Raw genomic sequence first — 16,447 nt, 5'->3', positions numbered from 1 at the left:
CCTCCGGTTCGAGCCGCATCCGCCCGAAGGGCTCGCGCCCATGGGGCGCTCCTACAAAAACGGGCGGCGGGTAAAGACCGCCGCCTTTTGCCCTACTCCCCGGCGGCCGCCACCTGGGCCAGCCGGCGCACCGCCACCGATACGGTCGGATAGTCGAGCGTCTTCTGGTTGAGCAGGTCCGACAGCATCGTCTGGGCGAAGCGCAGCGAGATGTCGTCGCGCTGCAACCACGCCGCGACCTTCTCCTCGGCCGGTTTCCTGCCACCACCGGCGAGTATCTGGTTGGCAAGCGCGCGCTGCTGGGTCCCGAGTTCGTCGCGCAGTGCGCCGCGGGCGAGCGCCTGCCAGCGCCCCTCGACCGGCAGTGCATCGATCTGCTCGTGCAGCCATGGCAGATGCAGCGCCGCACCAAGCGCGAAGTAGGCACGCGCCACCTCGGCCGGGGGAAGCTTGCGGGCGTGCGCGACCTCGACGATGTCGCAGCCGAACTCGAGCAGCGGCAGGGTTGCCAACTGCGTCGCCAACGGCGTCGGGAAGCCCTTGTCCTTCCAGTCGCGCAGGCGTGCCTCGAAGCCCTCGCGCCGCACGTCCGACATCGCGGTCGGCAGCGCCTCGCGGACGGTCTTGAGCCCGTCGCCGAAACGCGCCATCGCGGCCGCTATCTCCGGCACCTTGCCCGGACGCGACAGCAGCCAGCGCGACATGGTGCGCAGCAGCTGCCAGATCGTCTGCAGCGCGTCGATCTGCGCCGCTTCCGGCACCCGGCCGTCGAGCGCGTCGATCTGCGCCCACAGATCGCGTGCGTCCAGTGCCTCGCGGCTGATCGTGTAGGCCTCGGCGATTTCCGCCGGGCTGCGGCCGGTGTCCTCGTGCATGCGCATCGCGAAAGTCGCGCCCATGCGGTTGACCATCGAGTTGGTCACCGCGGTGGCGATGATCTCGCGCTTGAGCCGGTGGTGCTCCATCGCCTTGGCGTATTTCGCCTGGAGCGGCTGCGGGAAGTAGCGCACCAGTTCCTTCGACAGGTACGGGTCCTCCGGCACGTTGGAGTCGACCAGTTGCTGGAACAACACCAGCTTGGCGTAGGACAGCAGCACCGACAGCTCCGGCCGGGTCAGGCCTTGGCCGCGGGCCTTGCGGTCGGCGAGTTCGGCGTCCGACGGCAGGTATTCGATCTGCCGGTCGAGCAGGCCCTGCGACTCCAGCGTGCGGATGAAGTGCTGCTTGGATCCGATGCGCGACACGCTCATCCGCTCCATCAGGCTGATCGCCTGGTTCTGGCGGTAGTTGTCGGTCAGCACCAGCGACTCGACCTCCGCAGTCATCTCCGCCAGCAGCTTGTTGCGCGCCGGCAACGTGAGCTTCTTCGCCTGGACCTGGGCGTTGAGCAGGATCTTGATGTTGACCTCGTGGTCGGAGGTATCCACGCCGGCGGAGTTGTCGATGAAGTCGGTGTTGAGCAGCACGCCGTGCTGGCCGGCTTCGATGCGGCCCAACTGGGTCAGGCCGAGGTTGCCGCCCTCGCCCACCACCTTGCAGCGCAGGTCGCGGCCATCCACGCGCAGCGCGTTGTTGGCGCGGTCGCCGACATCGGCGTGGGTCTCGCTGCTGGCCTTGACGTAGGTGCCGATGCCGCCGTTCCAGAGCAGGTCGGCCGGTGCCTTCAGGATCGCACTCATCAGGTCCGACGGGCTCATCGCATGGATGCTGCCGTCGATCCCCAGCGCCTGCCTGACCTCCGGCGTCAAGGCGATCGACTTGGCGCTGCGCCGATGGATGCCGCCGCCCTTGCTGATCAGCGAGGCGTCGTAGTCCTCCCAGCTCGAGCGCGACAGCTTGAACATGCGCTGGCGCTCCTTGTAGGTGCGCGCGGCGTCGGGGTTCGGGTCCAGGAAGATGTGGCGGTGGTCGAACGCGGCCAGCAGGCGGATGTGCCGGCTCAGCAGCATGCCGTTGCCGAACACGTCGCCGGACATGTCGCCGATGCCGACCGCGGTGAAATCCTGTTTCTGGCTGTCGCGGCCCATCGCGCGGAAGTGGCGCTTGACCGACTCCCACGCGCCCTTGGCGGTGATGCCCATGCCCTTGTGGTCGTAGCCGACCGAGCCGCCGGAGGCGAACGCGTCATCGAGCCAGTAGTTGTGCTCGCGGGCGATGCCGTTGGCGATGTCGGAAAACGTGGCGGTGCCCTTGTCGGCGGCGACCACCAGGTACGGGTCGTCCGCGTCGTGCCGCACCACCTCGGCCGGATGCACGACCTTCCCATCGACCAGGTTGTCGGTGATGTCGAGCAGGCCGTTGATGAACATCTTGTAGCAGGCGATGCCTTCGGCCCACACCGCATCACGGTCGCTGGCGGCATCGCCCTTGGGGGCCGGCGGCTTCTTGCTGATGAAGCCGCCCTTGGAGCCGACCGGCACGATCACCGTGTTCTTGACCATCTGCGCCTTGACCAGGCCCAGCACCTCGGTGCGGAAGTCCTCGCGGCGATCGGACCAGCGCAGGCCGCCGCGGGCCACCGGGCCGAAGCGCAGGTGGATGCCCTCCACGCGCGGGCCGTAGACGAATATCTCGCGGTACGGACGCGGCTTGGGCAGGTCGGGCACGAGGTGGGAGTCGAACTTGTAGCTGACGTAGCCCTTCTCGGCGCCGCCGGCGCCGGTCTGGTAGTAGCTGGTGCGCAGCGTCGCCTCGATCACGCCGATGAAGCTGCGCAGGATGCGGTCCTCATCGAGGCTCGATACGCGGTCGAGCAGGGTCTTGAGCACCCGCCGGGTCACGTCGACCTGCAGCTCGCGACGGCCCAGGCGCGATTCGATCACCGGGTGCAACGCGGCCATGGTCGCGGCGTCGCCGCCGGCGAGGCTGTCGAGTTGCTGGCGCAACTGCGCCATGCCCGCCTTCACCTCGGCCTTGCTCTCGCCGCCGGTGCGCGGATCGAAGCGCGCCTCGAACAGCTCGACCAGCAGTCGCACCAGCAGCGGGTAGCGGCTGAAGGTTTCCTCGACATAGGCCTGCGAGAACGGCACGCCGACCTGCTGCAGGTACTTGCAGTACGCGCGCAGCATGCCGACCTGGCGCCACGACAGCCCGGCGGCGATGATCAGGCGGTTGAAGCCGTCGTTTTCGACGTTGCCGCGCCAGATCTGCGCGAACGCCTGCTCGAAATTGACATCGAGCCGGTCGATGTCGAAATCGGCCGTGGTCTCGACCTCGAAATCCTGGATGTAAAGCAGCATGCCGTTGGCGTGCAGGCGGTACGGGTGCTCGGTGATCACCCGCAGGCCCATGTTCTCCATCATCGGCAGCGCATCAGACAGCGGGATGTCGTCGTGCTGGCGATAGAACTTGAAGCGCAGCCCGCCGGTGCCCTGGTGGGCACGGAACAGGCTCAGGCCGAGGTCGTCGGGACTTTCGAGCGCGGCCAGGTGCTCGACGTCGGTCGCGGCGACCTTGGCCGACACGTTCTCGATGTAACCGGCCGGCAGCGCGCGGCCGTAGCTGCTGGCCAGCGCCAGGCCGCGCTCCTCGCCGTTGCGCTGGACCAGCTGCTCGCGCAGGTCGTCCTGCCAGTTGCGCACGATCTCGGCGAGCTCCGCCTCGATCGCGGCGTTGTCGACCTGGATCGCCTCGCCCGACTTGGGCCGCACCAGCAGGTGCAGCTGCGCCAGCGGTGATTCGCCCAGGACCACGGTGGTATCGACGTGCTCGCCGTGCAGCACGCGCCTGAGCATCGCCTCGATCCGCAGGCGCACGTCGGTGTTGAAGCGGTCACGCGGGATGTAGACCAGTCCGGAGAAGAACCGGCCGTAGCGGTCGCGGCGCAGGAACAGCTTGCTGCGCACGCGCTCCTGCAGGCCGAGGATGCCGGCGCTGGTGCGCAGCAGCTCGTCGCCGGTCGACTGGAACAGTTCGTCGCGCGGCAGGCTCTCGATGATGTGGCGCAGCGCCTTGCCGCTGTGGCTGTTGGCTGGCAGCCCGGACTTCTCCATCACGTAGTCGTAGCGCTGGCGCACGATCGGAATGTCCCACGGGCGACGGTTGTAGGCGCTGGAGGTGTAGAGGCCGAGGAAGCGCTCCTCCCGCACCGGTTTGCCATCGGCATCGAAGGTCAGCACGCCGATGTAGTCCATGTAGCCCGGGCGGTGCACGGTGGCGCGGGCGTTGGTCTTGGTCAGGATCAGCGCATCGACCGACCCCGACTGCGGCATGTAGTGGGCGGCCAGCGAGGTCAACGGCCGCGGCTTGCGCGTGTCTTGACCACGCAGCAGGCCCAGGCCGCTGCCTTTGACCGCGGTCAGCACTTCCTCGCCGTCCTTCTTCACCACCTCGTACTCGCGATAGCCGAGCAACGTGAAGTGGTCGTCCGCAGCCCAGCGCAGGAACTCCTGCGCCTCCTCGCGGCCGGCCTCGCTGACCGGCAGCTTGCGCGAACCCAGATCCTCGGCGACCTCGCGCATCCGGCCGCGCATCTGCGACCAGTCGCGCACGATCGCGCGCACATCGGCGAGCACCGCCTGCACCGCCTGCTCGATCTTCGGCATCGCCTCCAGTGGCTGGCGATCGATCTCCAGGTGCATCAGCGATTCGGGTACACCCTCGCCGACCGCGCGCAACTTGCCGCCCTTGTCGCGCTGGAACAGGACCACCGGATGGCCGAGCACATGCACGCCGATGCCCTGCTCGGTCAGCGCCATGGTCACCGAATCGACCAGGAACGGCATGTCGTCGTTGGCGATCTGCAGCACTGTGTGCGGCGAATCCCAGCCGTGGGTCGCCGCGGTCGGGGTGAACAGGCGCACCAGCGCGGTGTCGGGTTTACGCGAACGTGCGAAGTCGAGAAAGTCGCTGGCCAGCGCGGCCCAGCCGGCGGCGGTGTGCTGCGGCAGTTCGTCCTGGCCCATGCGCTGGTAGAACGCCCGCGCGAACGCCTCGCCTTCGGCATGGCGGGCTTTGGGCAGGCGCTTTCGCATCGCCGCGATGATCGGACCGAGGGCGACGGCGTCGGACTTCTCGCCCGAGGCGCGCGCGGACCAACGCGGGGCGGAGCTGGCGGGCGCGGCGCCGGTCTTGCGTGCACGGGTCTTGCCTGCGGGGGTTTTGCCTGCGGGGGGTTTGCGCGTAGTGCTCATGGGAAACGTGAGGTCCGATGCAATGAGGCCCACGCTTTGGCGCGGGCCAGGAACAGGTTCAGGACAGGCAGCGATCGCGACGCGGCGCTGCCGGACACGACACTTCGCAAGTGTCTTGCGCAATCTCTTCGGCGGGACGGATCAGCGGCATTGCGGCGCGGGCCTGCATCAGCGAATGCCGGTCTCGTTGCGCGCGATGACCAGGCGCTGGATTTCGCTGGTGCCCTCGTAGATCTCGGTGATCTTGGCGTCGCGGAAGTAGCGCTCCAGCGGCATCTCCTTGGAGTAGCCCATGCCGCCGTGGATCTGCACGGCCTGATGGGTGATCCACATCGCCGCCTCGGACGCGGTGAGCTTGGCGATCGCCGCCTCGTTGCTGAAACGGCCGCCGTTCTTCTCGGTCTCGCCCTTCTGCCAGGCCGCGCGCAGGGTCAGCAGCAATGCCGCGTCAAGCTTGCACTTCATGTCGGCGATCTTGGCCTGGGTCATCTGGAACGCGCCGATCGGCTGGCCGAAGGCCTTGCGCTCGGTGACGTACTCGAGCGTCGCCTCGTAGGCGGCGCGGGCGATGCCGATGGCCTGGCTGGCGATGCCGATGCGACCGGCGTCGAGCACGCTCATCGCGATCTTGAAGCCGTGACCTTCCTCGCCGAGCATCTCATCGGGTTTGGCGACGTAGTCGTCGAACTCGATCTCGCAGGTCGCCGAGGCGCGGATGCCGAGCTTGGGTTCGGTCTTGCCGCGGGAAAAGCCGGCGCGGTCGCCATCGACCAGGAAGGCGGTGATGCCGCGCGCGCCCTTGTCCGGCGCAGTCATCGCGAACAGCACGAAATACTTGGCGTGCGGCCCGGAGGTGATCCAGCTTTTCTTGCCGTTGATCACGTAGCTGCCGTCGTCCTGCCGGACCGCCTTGCAGCGCATCGCGGTGGCGTCGGAGCCCGACTGCGGCTCGGTCAGTGCGAACGCCCCGATCTCCTTGCCCTCGGCGATGGCGCGCACGTAGAGCTGCTTCTGCTCCTCGCTGCCGAACTTCAGGATGCCGTTGCAGAACAGGGAGTTGTTCACCGACATGATGGTCGAATGCGCGGCATCGCCGGCGGCAATCTCGACCATCGCCAACACGTAGGAGATCGGATCCATCCCGGCACCGCCGTACTCGGCCGGTACCTCGATGCCCATCAGCCCGTTCTCGCCGAGCGTGCGGATGTTCTCCAGCGGGAAGTCGCCGGTGCGGTCGTGGTGCTCGGCACTTGGAGCGATCTTTTCCTGGGCGATGCGACGCGCCACGTCCTGGATCATCAACTGCTCTTCGGTAAAGCGGAAATCCACGTCGGCACCCTCGATTCGGCTGTCTGTAAGCGCGAATTGTAGCGGTGCCGGGGCGATAACCCCATACGCCGACGTTCCTGTAGGGGCGCCTCTTAGGCGCGATGGAAACTGGCAACCCGCGCCCGCACCGGTTCCTGATCGCGCCTGAGAGGCGCTCCTACAGAAACGGGCCGACCACCTTGACCGCCGCCGCCCGCACCACCACACTTATCGCTGTATCGCGATAAATTGATAGAAGGTAATCCGCATGGATCTGGAAGGCTGGTCGTCCCGGCTCAAGGTATTTGCCGACGCCACCCGGGTGCGCCTGCTGGCCCTCCTGGAAACCGAGGAGCTGACCGTGGCGGAGCTGTCGGCGATCACGCGGCTGGCGCAGCCGCGGGTGTCCACCCACCTGTCCAAGCTCAAGGAGGCCGGGCTGGTCCGGGATCGACGCTCCGGCGTGTCGGCCTATTACCGTTTCGACGATGCCGCGCTCGACGTGGCGCAACGCGCGCTCTGGCAGACCCTGCGCGAGGGCAGCGACGACCCGCTGCTGCGCCAGGACGCCGAACGCGTGTCGGCGGTGCTGGCGACCCGTGCGGCCGACCAGAACTGGGCCGATTCGGTCGCCGGCGACATGGAGCGCCACTACTCGCCCGGCCGCACCTGGGAGGCGATGGCGCGCTCGGCCTTGCCGCTGCTGGAGCCCGGCGACGTGCTCGACATCGCCTCCGGCGACGGCGTGATGGCGGAGCTGCTTGCGCCCCATTCCCACCGCTATGTCTGCCTGGATTCCAGCAGCAAGGTGGTGCTGGCCGCCTCCGAGCGCCTGCGCCGGCTGAAGAACGTCGAGGTGCAGGAAGGCGACATGCACGCGCTGCCGTTCGCCGACGCGCATTTCGACCTGGTCGTGCTGATGCATGCGCTGACCTATGCCGACCAGCCGGCCGATGCGGTCGTTGAGGCCGCACGCGTGCTGCGCCCCGGCGGGCGCCTGCTGCTGACCAGCCTGGCAAGGCACGAGCACCGTTCGGTGGTCGAGGCTTTCGGCCACGTCAATCTCGGCTTCAGCGAAAAGGACCTGCAGAAGTTCGCCGGCAAGGCCGGCCTGGAGGTCGCCAGCTGCGAAACCGTCACCCGCGAGCGCCGCCCGCCGCACTTCGCCGTAATCGCGCTGATCGGCCGCAAGCCGGGGCGCCGGAAGGGTTCTTGAACGGCTTTTTGACGCGGATCAACGCGGATGGACGCGGATAAAAAGCGCAGAAGGACGAATCTGAAAAACCCGATCTTCTTTATCCATTTTTCGCTCTGCTCTATCGGCGTGTATCCGCGTTGATCCGCGTCAAATTTTTTCTGGACCCGCCACATGACCACTCTGCCCTGGCTCAACCCCGACCGCACCGAAGCGCTGCAGCATGCGCTGCGCAACCGCATCCTGGTGATCGACGGGGCGATGGGGACGATGATCCAGCAGCACTCGCTGGAGGAGGCCGACTACCGCGGCGAGCGCTTCGCCGAAGGCTTCGACCGCCATTACACGCCGGCCGGTCACGCCCATGGCGCGGGCTGCGGCTGCGCGCACGACCAGCGCGGCAACAACGATCTGCTGAGCCTTAGCCGACCCGAGCTCATCCGCGACATCCACGCGCAGTACCTGGACGCCGGCGCCGACCTGGTCGAGACCAACACCTTCAACTCCACCACCATCTCATTGGCTGATTACGGCCTGCAGCACCTTGCACGCGAGCTCAACCAGACCGGTGCGCGGCTCGCACGCGAAGCTTGCGATGCGGCTCAGGCAGTCACGCCGGACCTGCCGCGCTTCGTGATCGGCGTGCTCGGCCCGACCAGCCGCACCGCCTCGTTGAGCCCTGACGTCAACCGCCCCGGTTTCCGCGCGATCGGCTTCGACGAGCTCGGCACGGCGTACCGCGAAGCGGCCGAGGGACTGATCGACGGCGGCGCGGACGTGCTGATGGTCGAGACCGTGTTCGACACGCTCAACGCCAAGGCGGCGCTGTTCGCGATCGCCGAGGTGTTCGATGCCCGCGGCGCGCGGTTGCCGGTGATGATCTCGGGCACGATCACCGACGCCTCCGGCCGCACGCTGTCGGGCCAGACCGCGGAGGCTTTCTGGTACTCGCTGCGGCATGCGCAGCCGCTGGCGATCGGCCTGAACTGCGCGCTGGGCGCGAAGGACCTGCGGCAGCACGTCGACGTGCTCGCGCAGGTGGCCGACACCTACGTCAGCACCCACCCCAACGCCGGCCTGCCCAACGCGTTTGGCGGCTACGACGAGACGCCCGAGGACATGGCCACCGTGCTGCGCGACTTCGCCGAAGCCGGATTGCTGAACCTGGTGGGCGGCTGCTGCGGGACCACGCCTGCGCATATCACCGCGATCGCCGAGGCGGTGCGGGGTATCGCGCCGCGCGATGTTCCGTCGCTGGCGGATGTTGCTTGATTTTTTGACGCAGATGCACGCGGATGAGCGCGGATAGAGCAAAAAGAAGTCTTTACGTCTTGCGCATCGCGCCGGGGTCGTCGTCCTGAGCAAAGTTGATCTGCTGCTGCGCGGCAAGGCCAAAGCAGATATGCCGCTTCGCCCGGGATGACAAGTCCCGTTCTCCCCTAAACGACAAGTTCCGCTTGTCCTTTTCCAAATTGCTTTTGCCTTATCCGTGTCCATCCGCGTCAATCCGCGTCAAAAAGGCTCTGCCGTGCACATGCCCCCCACCCTCCTCCGCCAGACCCGCCTCAGCGGCCTCGAGCCCCTGCAGATCACGCCGGAGAGCAACTTCATCAACGTCGGCGAGCGCACCAACGTCACCGGCAGTGCGCAGTTCCGCAAGCTGATCAAGGACGACCGCTTCGACGAGGCGGTCGCGGTCGCGCGGCAACAGGTCGAGAGCGGCGCGCAGGTGCTCGACGTCAACATGGACGAGGGGCTGCTCGACTCCGAACATGCGATGGTGACCTACCTCAACCTGATCGCCGCCGAGCCCGACATCGCGCGCGTGCCGGTGATGGTAGACAGCTCCAAGTGGAGCGTCATCGAGGCCGGACTGAAATGCCTGCAGGGCAAGGGCATCGTCAACTCGATCTCGATGAAGGAAGGCGAGGCCGAGTTCCTGCGCCAGGCGCGGCTGGTACGCCGCTACGGCGCGGCGGTGGTGGTGATGGCGTTCGACGAGGACGGCCAGGCCGACACGGTCGAGCGCAAGGTCGCGATCAGTTCGCGCGCGTACAAACTGCTGACCGAACAGATCGGTTTCCCGCCCGAGGACATCATCTTCGACCCCAACGTGTTCGCAATCGCCACCGGTATCGACGAGCACAACGACTACGCGGTCGCCTTCATCGAGGCCACGCGCGAACTCAAGCGGCGCTTCCCCTACAGCCATATCTCCGGCGGCGTCTCCAACGTCAGCTTTTCGTTCCGCGGCAACGAGGCGGTGCGTCAGGCGATCCACGCGGTATTCCTGTACCACGCGATCAGGGCCGGCATGGACATGGGCATCGTCAACGCCGGCGCGCTGCCGCTGTATGACGATCTGGACGCCGAGCTGCGCGACGCGGTCGAGGACGTAGTGCTCAACCGCAATGCCGAGGCCACCGAATCGCTGCTGGCGTTGGCCGAGCGCTACAAGGGCCGCAAGGGCGAGAAGAAGGTCGAGGACCTGGGCTGGCGCGAGCAACCGGTGCGCGCGCGCCTGAGCCATTCGCTGGTGCACGGCATAGACCAGTGGATCGTCGAGGACACCGAGCAGGCGCGCACCGAAGCCAGCCGCCCACTCGATGTGATCGAGGGCCCGCTGATGGACGGCATGAACGTGGTCGGCGACCTGTTCGGGGCCGGCAAGATGTTCCTGCCTCAGGTGGTCAAGTCCGCGCGCGTGATGAAGAAGGCGGTCGCCCACCTGCTGCCCTACATCGAGGCGGAAAAGCTGCGCACCGGCGACACCGGCAAGCCCAAGGGCAAGATCGTGATGGCGACCGTCAAGGGCGACGTGCACGACATCGGCAAGAACATCGTCGGCGTGGTATTGGCGTGCAACAACTTCGAGGTGATCGACCTGGGGGTGATGGTGCCGGCGCAGGTCATCCTTGACCGGGCCCGCACCGAGAACGCCGACCTGGTGGGTCTGTCAGGGCTGATCACGCCGTCGCTGGAGGAGATGAGCCATGTCGCCCGCGAGATGCAGCGACAGGGCCTGGAAATGCCGCTGCTGATCGGTGGCGCGACCACCTCGCGCGCCCACACCGCTCTCAGGATCGACCCGCACTACAAGGCGCCGACGGTCTGGGTGAAGGACGCCTCGCGCGCGGTCGGCGTGGTGCAATCGCTGATCAGCGCCGAACTGCGCACGCCGTTCGTCGCCGCCAACGCCTCCGATTACGCCGAAATCCGCGAGCGCCACAGGAACCGCGGAGACGGCAAGCGCCTGGTGCCGCTGGCGAAGGCACGTGGTCAACGTTTCGACGGCGACTGGACGCACTACGACCCGCCGGCACCGAAGCAGCCGGGGCTGCACGTGTTCGAGGACTACCCGTTGCAGGAGTTGGTCGAACTGATCGACTGGACCCCATTTTTCCAGGCCTGGGAACTGGCCGGGCGATACCCGGCGATCCTGACCGACGAGATCGTCGGCGCGCAGGCGACCGAGTTGTTCAGCGACGCCCGGGCGATGCTCAAGCGCATCGTCGACGAGAAGTGGCTGACCGCGAAGGCGGTGCTGGGACTGTGGCCGGCGAACAGTGTCGGTGACGATGTGCTCGTTGCATCTGTCCCCCAAGGGGACTTCGTTCGGGGCGTAGGAGCGGCTTCAGCCGCGAAGCCGGTTCAGACCGATGCTGAGGTTGTGCCGGGGTCCGGAAATCCGATCGCGGCTAAAGCCGCTCCTACAGGGATGGCGGACCCGACCACGCTTAACTTTCTGCGCCAGCAGGCCGACAAGCCGGCCGAGCGCCCCGACTTCTGCCTGGCCGACTTCATCGCGCCGCAGGACTCGGGCAAGCAGGACTGGATCGGCGCGTTCGCGGTTACCGCCGGCATCGGCATCGAGGCGCACGTGGCCCGCTTCGAGGCCGACCACGACGACTACAACGCGATCCTGCTCAAGGCGCTGGCCGACCGCCTCGCCGAAACCCTGGCCGAGCGCATGCACCAACGGGTGCGCACCGAGTTCTGGGGTTATGCCGCCGACGAGTCGCTCGATGCCCAGGCGCTGATCGACGAGCAGTACCGCGGCATCCGCCCCGCCCCGGGCTATCCGGCCTGCCCCGAGCACAGCGAGAAAGCGACGATTTTCCGGCTGCTGGACGCAGAAGCCAATGCCGGCATGCAGCTGACCGAGAGCTTCGCGATGACCCCGGCGGCGGCAGTGTCGGGCTACTACTTCAGCCACCCGGGCAGCCAGTACTTCGTGGTCGGACGGGTCACCAGGGAGCAGGCGGCGGACTACGCAAAACGCAAGGGCGTGGACCTGGCACAGGCCGAGCGCTGGCTGACGGCGAATCTGGATTACGACCCGGACTAGCCTGCAGGCAGCACTGCACGAGCGATAACGGCCGCCGCGCGGGCAGGCGCGACATCGCCGTTCGCGATACGGATGAGCTCTCTTGCGACCTCGGCCGGCGCCATGTCGTACGCACGGATCACATGGTTGCCCGGACCGTAACTGCCCCATTCGTCGGCATCGGTCGCAGTGAAGATGCCGTAGGTCGGCACGCGCGATGCGCAGGCGAGATGCATGACCCCGCAGTCGGCGCTTGCGTATACCGACAAGGCGGACAACACGCTGGCGAGCTTGCGCAGGTCGCTGGAGAAATACGCCGGATAGCGCGACCCGAGCAGCGAACGGCCAAACGCGGGCACGATTTCGACGATGTGATAACCCTCGCTGAGCGGTTCGAGGGTCTGCAGGAACTGCGCCCACCAGTCGGAGGGAAGCAGCTTGCCGCCGGTCGCATTTGCGAAGACTCCGATCACACCGTGGGGCGCCGGCGACAGTCCATGCGATGCAAGCAACCGCGCGAGCGCTTCGCGCCCCTGTTCGCGCTCGCGCGCGTCGAGGCGGATGTCGGGCACCGGATACGATGCACGCTCGGGCACCTGGCCGAGCGCGGCACGTAGCAGGAACACCGAACGTTGCCCGACGCTTCGCGGCGCATCGGCGATGGCGACCGAATGCGTCACATTGCCGCTCTTCTTGGGGCTGTCGAAGCCAAGCGTGCGCCGGCCCTTGGCCATCATCGTCAGCAGCCGCCCGGTCTGCGACTGCGGATCCGGATCGACCACCAAGTCGTAGTGCTCGCGGCGCAGCCTGCGCCATTCGCGCAGGTATCGCCACGGGCGGCCGAAGCCGTGCCCGGGCAGCTTGAAGATGCAACCGACGTTAAAGTAGCGGCCGTAGATCGCCTCGGCCACCGGACTGCGGGTGACGATGTCGATCCGAGCCCCCGGGTAGACCGCTTGCAGCTCCTGGATCAGCGGCGTCAGCAGCAGCGCGTTGCCTAGCGTGTGGCTGATGTGACAAACCAATATTCGATGGATGCCCGCACTCGGCAGCGGAGCGCCACGCGATGGTTTCGATGTACTACCGAACACGAGCCGCATCGCCGATTGCGCGATGCGCCGACGCAGCCGTGCGAGCCGGAGAGACGAGGTTCGCGACATGGGAAGAAGGTTCTGGTGGAAACCTGAGTTTATCAGTGGCAACCACGGCGGCATCCAGCCTCACCGGTGCTCCGCCAGCGTTTACCAGACCAGGTCGTCGGGCACCTGGTACTGCGGGTCGGCGTACGGGTCGTCCTCGGCCGGCGCGTCGGGGTCGACCTTCAGCGCGACCGCAGGTGCAAATACCTGCTCGGCCTGCGCCAGCAGCTCGGCGGTCACCAGCAAATAACGGCCGTCCATCTGCAGCACGCCCAGCTCGCCGGCATTGAGCGACTTGAGCTGCGCTGGCGTGACATGGATGCGCTTGATCTTGCCGCCATAGGGGAAGTGCCGCGCGATCTCGGCATCGGCGGCGTTGAGCGTCTTGCCGTTGACCAGTTCGGCCAGCTTGGCCCGGGCTTCGCGGCGCTGGCGCGCTTCTTCCTGCCGGGCCTTTTCCGCCGCGATGCGCTCGTCCTTCTCGCGCTGGGCACGGATCGCATAGGCCTTGGCCAGATCGATGTCCTCGCGCGAGCGCGGCTTGCCCTGCCCCGGCCGGGCCGGGCCCGGCCTGGCCGCGCTTCGTGGCGGGGCTGCATTGCGCGCGCCCGTAGGAGCACCGGCGTCACCGCCGCGGCCGCGGCCGCTCTCATGGGGCCGTTGCGGCTGCCCCTCGTGGCGTACGCGCTTCGGGGCGGGCTTGCGCGCGGGCCCGCCGTCGGCGCTGCGCGCCGGCTTGGCTTCGGGCTGGGGAGGCTTGAAGCCCAACCCCATCAACTGGTTGCGAAGGCTGTCGGTCATTGCGGCGTTCAGTAGTGCGGGGGCGGCGGTTCACTGGCCGGGTCGGGCGACTGCGGATCGGCGGACATCAACATGCGCAGTTGCCGCAGCTCCTCCAGCGCCCGGTGCAGCAGCAGAGTATTGCGCGCTTCCTCGTCGCGCGCAGCCGCCAGCGCGTCGCTCAGCTCACCCAGCGCATGTTCCTGGAACGCCAGGCGGGTTTCCAGTTCGACCACGCGCTGCTCGATCGCCGCAGTCATTGCCGGGGATGGGTAATCGAGCGGCCACGGCCGATGCCGTAGTAGCCGATCCCCGCCGCCTCGACATCGTCGGGCTGGTAGAGGTTGCGCCCGTCGAACATCACCGCGTCACGCAGCGACCCACGCAGGCGCTCGAAATCGGGGCTGCGGAACTGCTTCCACTCGGTCACCACCACCAGCGCGTCGGCATCGTCCACGGCGGCGTACTCCGAATCGCACAGCATCAGATCGTCGCGCTCGCCGAACACGCGGCGGGCTTCTTCACCGGCTTCCGGATCGTACGCACGCACGCGCGCACCGGCCTGCCACAGCTGGGTGAGCAGGCGCCGGCTGGAGGCCTCGCGCATGTCGTCGGTGTTGGGCTTGAACGCCAGTCCCCACACCGCGAATGTCTTGCCGGCCAGGCTCTGGCTGTAGTGCCGGGTGATCAACTCGAACAGGTGGCCCTTCTGGCGTTCGTTGACCGACTCGACCGCGCCGAGCAACTGCGGCTCATAGCCGAGGCGCTGCGCGGTGCGTGCCAGCGCCTGCACGTCCTTGGGAAAGCACGAGCCGCCGTATCCTGCGCCGGGGTAGATGAACTGCCAGCCGATGCGCTGGTCCGAGCCGATGCCCTGGCGCACCATCTCGACATCGGCGCCGACGCGCTCGGCGATGTTGGCGATCTCGTTCATGAAACTGATCTTGGTGGCGAGCATCGCGTTGGCGGCGTACTTGGTCAGCTCGGCCGAACGCACGTCCATCACCACCACCCGGTCGTGGTTGCGGTTGAACGGCGCGTACAGCCGCTTGAGCGGCTCGACCGCGGCTTCGCTGCTGGCGCCGATCACGATGCGGTCGGGGCGCATGAAATCGCCGACCGCGTCGCCTTCCTTGAGGAACTCGGGATTGGAGGCGACCTCGAAATCCACTGCCACGCCACGCGCATCGAGCTCCCCGGCGATCGCCGCGCGCACCTGGTCGGCGGTGCCGACCGGCACAGTCGACTTGTCCACCACCACCACCGGCTCCTGCAGGTGCTGGCCGATGGTGCGGGCGACCGCAAGCACGTACTTGAGGTCGGCGCTGCCGTCCTCGTCGGGCGGCGTGCCCACGGCGATGAAGATGATCTCGGCCTGGCTGATCGCGGCGGCCGCGTCGGTGGTGAAATGCAGCCGACCGGCCGCGTGGTTGGCCGCGACCATCGGCTCCAGGCCCGGCTCGTAGATCGGCACGACACCGCGATTGAGGCCATCGACCTTGGCGGCGTCGATGTCGACGCAGGTAATGTCATGGCCGACGTCGGCCAGACAGGTGCCGGTGACAAGCCCGACATAGCCAGTACCGAAGATGGAGACGCGCATTCTGTCGAGATCCTTTCTTTTCTGGTGGAACGACCGCAAGCGCGGGCCGGCACCTGAGGTTACCGGTCGCTACTAAGGGGGGCTTGAGCGCCGGGCATGCGCACACGCGCCCGGCACGTGCGTGGGGGCAGGCGCGGACTATTGCGCGGCAGGCGCGTCGACGATGTCCAGCAGCTCGACCTCGAACACCAAGGTGTCGTTCGGACCGATCGGGCCACCCGGCGTGCCCTGCTCCCCATAGCCGAGCTCGCCGGGGATCCAGAACCGGTACTTGCTGCCGACCGGCATCAGCGCGATGCCTTCCTGCCAGCCAGGCACCACCGCGGCCAGCGGAATCTCGGCGGGCTGGCCGCGATCGTAGGAACTGTCGAAGGTGGTGCCGTCGAGCAGCGAGCCCTTGTAGTGCACGCTGACGGTATCGCTGACGTCCGGCGTGGGGCCTTCGGCGGGGGTCAGCACCTGGTACTGCAGCCCCGACTCGGTGGTCTCCACGTTCGGCTTGCCGGCGTTTTCGGCCAGGAACGCCGCGCCTTGCTCGGCGTTCTCCTCGGCCTGTGCCAGGCGCTCGGCGACCTGCTTGGCCTGCATCTTCTGGGTGAAGCGCTGCTGGACCTGCGCGACCTGCTCCTCGTTCATCAGCGGTGTCTCGCCCGCGAGTGCGGTGGTCATCGCCTCATGCAGGGTGTCCAAGTCGATTTCCTCTTTCAGCGGCTCCAGCGACTTGGCCATCTCCATGCCGATCATGTAGCTGGCCTGCTCTTTCTCGTCGGCCAGCCCGGGGATGGTCAATGCGCCTTCGGTGTCGGCGCCGGCCTCAGCGGCCGCATCGGCGGTCTCGGCATCATCGGCAGTCTGGTTGCAGCCCACGGCTAGGGCCAGGGAGGCTACGGTGAGTACGGCGGCGGTCGAACGCAGGAAACGGGACATCACAACTCCTCGAGAGGGAAAACCAGGCCACCGGCG

General features: G+C 67.3%; 10 protein-coding genes. 3 read left to right on the top strand and 7 right to left on the bottom strand.

Translation table 11 applies throughout. The features are described 5' to 3' along the window. Nucleotides 1-92: 92 nt before the first annotated feature. Nucleotides 93-5,132 carry an NAD-glutamate dehydrogenase gene (locus tag ACJQWM_RS07315; protein WP_411306746.1) on the bottom strand — a complete coding sequence of 1,680 codons (5,040 nt, stop codon included), beginning with the start codon at nt 5,130-5,132 and terminating at the stop codon, nt 93-95. Nucleotides 5,133-5,300: 168 nt separating this feature from the next. Then, nucleotides 5,301-6,518 carry an acyl-CoA dehydrogenase family protein gene (locus ACJQWM_RS07310; protein ID WP_411306750.1) on the bottom strand — a complete coding sequence of 406 codons (1,218 nt, stop codon included), beginning with the start codon at nt 6,516-6,518 and terminating at the stop codon, nt 5,301-5,303. A 190-nt stretch (nt 6,519-6,708) separates the two neighbouring features. On the opposite strand from ACJQWM_RS07310, the gene ACJQWM_RS07305 reads away from it, so the two are divergent. The 3 genes from ACJQWM_RS07305 to metH all read left to right on the top strand — a co-directional run bounded on the left by ACJQWM_RS07305 (nt 6,709) and on the right by metH (nt 11,983). Further along, nucleotides 6,709-7,656, top strand: a complete 948-nt coding sequence (locus ACJQWM_RS07305) for an ArsR/SmtB family transcription factor (RefSeq protein WP_332702596.1) — start codon at nt 6,709-6,711, stop codon at nt 7,654-7,656. A gap of 153 nt (nt 7,657-7,809) precedes the next feature. Next, the gene (locus tag ACJQWM_RS07300; RefSeq protein ID WP_332702594.1) at nt 7,810-8,907 is read left to right on the top strand and encodes a homocysteine S-methyltransferase family protein; all 1,098 of its coding nucleotides are present in this window, start codon (nt 7,810-7,812) and stop codon (nt 8,905-8,907) included. Between the two features lie 262 nt (nt 8,908-9,169). Next, complete coding sequence (gene metH, locus ACJQWM_RS07295) at nt 9,170-11,983, top strand: methionine synthase (RefSeq protein WP_332702592.1); 2,814 nt, start codon at nt 9,170-9,172, stop codon at nt 11,981-11,983. Here metH and ACJQWM_RS07290 read toward each other — a convergent pair. The 5 genes from ACJQWM_RS07290 to ACJQWM_RS07270 all read right to left on the bottom strand — a co-directional run bounded on the left by ACJQWM_RS07290 (nt 11,980) and on the right by ACJQWM_RS07270 (nt 16,411). Continuing rightward, nucleotides 11,980-13,122: a glycosyltransferase family 9 protein gene (locus ACJQWM_RS07290; RefSeq protein ID WP_332702590.1), complete on the bottom strand. Its 1,143-nt coding sequence runs from the start codon at nt 13,120-13,122 to the stop codon at nt 11,980-11,982. The two genes, metH and ACJQWM_RS07290, sit on opposite strands and share 4 nt — an antisense overlap. An 81-nt stretch (nt 13,123-13,203) precedes the next feature. Next, nucleotides 13,204-13,902, bottom strand: coding sequence for a DUF2058 domain-containing protein (locus ACJQWM_RS07285; protein ID WP_411306745.1), 699 nt, complete (start codon nt 13,900-13,902; stop codon nt 13,204-13,206). A gap of 8 nt (nt 13,903-13,910) precedes the next feature. After that, nucleotides 13,911-14,141 (bottom strand): SlyX family protein, encoded by a 231-nt coding sequence (locus tag ACJQWM_RS07280; RefSeq protein WP_332703187.1) that lies wholly within the window; start codon nt 14,139-14,141, stop codon nt 13,911-13,913. Beyond that, nucleotides 14,138-15,484, bottom strand: coding sequence for a UDP-glucose dehydrogenase family protein (locus ACJQWM_RS07275; protein WP_332703189.1), 1,347 nt, complete (start codon nt 15,482-15,484; stop codon nt 14,138-14,140). Before ACJQWM_RS07275 ends, ACJQWM_RS07280 begins: the two co-directional genes overlap by 4 nt. A gap of 138 nt (nt 15,485-15,622) precedes the next feature. Further along, complete coding sequence (locus tag ACJQWM_RS07270; RefSeq protein ID WP_332703191.1) at nt 15,623-16,411, bottom strand: FKBP-type peptidyl-prolyl cis-trans isomerase; 789 nt, start codon at nt 16,409-16,411, stop codon at nt 15,623-15,625. Between the last annotated feature and the right edge of the window lie 36 nt (nt 16,412-16,447).

The organism is Novilysobacter longmucuonensis (assembly GCF_046600735.1).
Lineage (GTDB): Bacteria > Pseudomonadota > Gammaproteobacteria > Xanthomonadales > Xanthomonadaceae > Novilysobacter_A > Novilysobacter_A longmucuonensis.
Note: the sequence above shows the minus strand (reverse complement) of the source record. Positions and strands in the feature narration are given on the sequence as shown.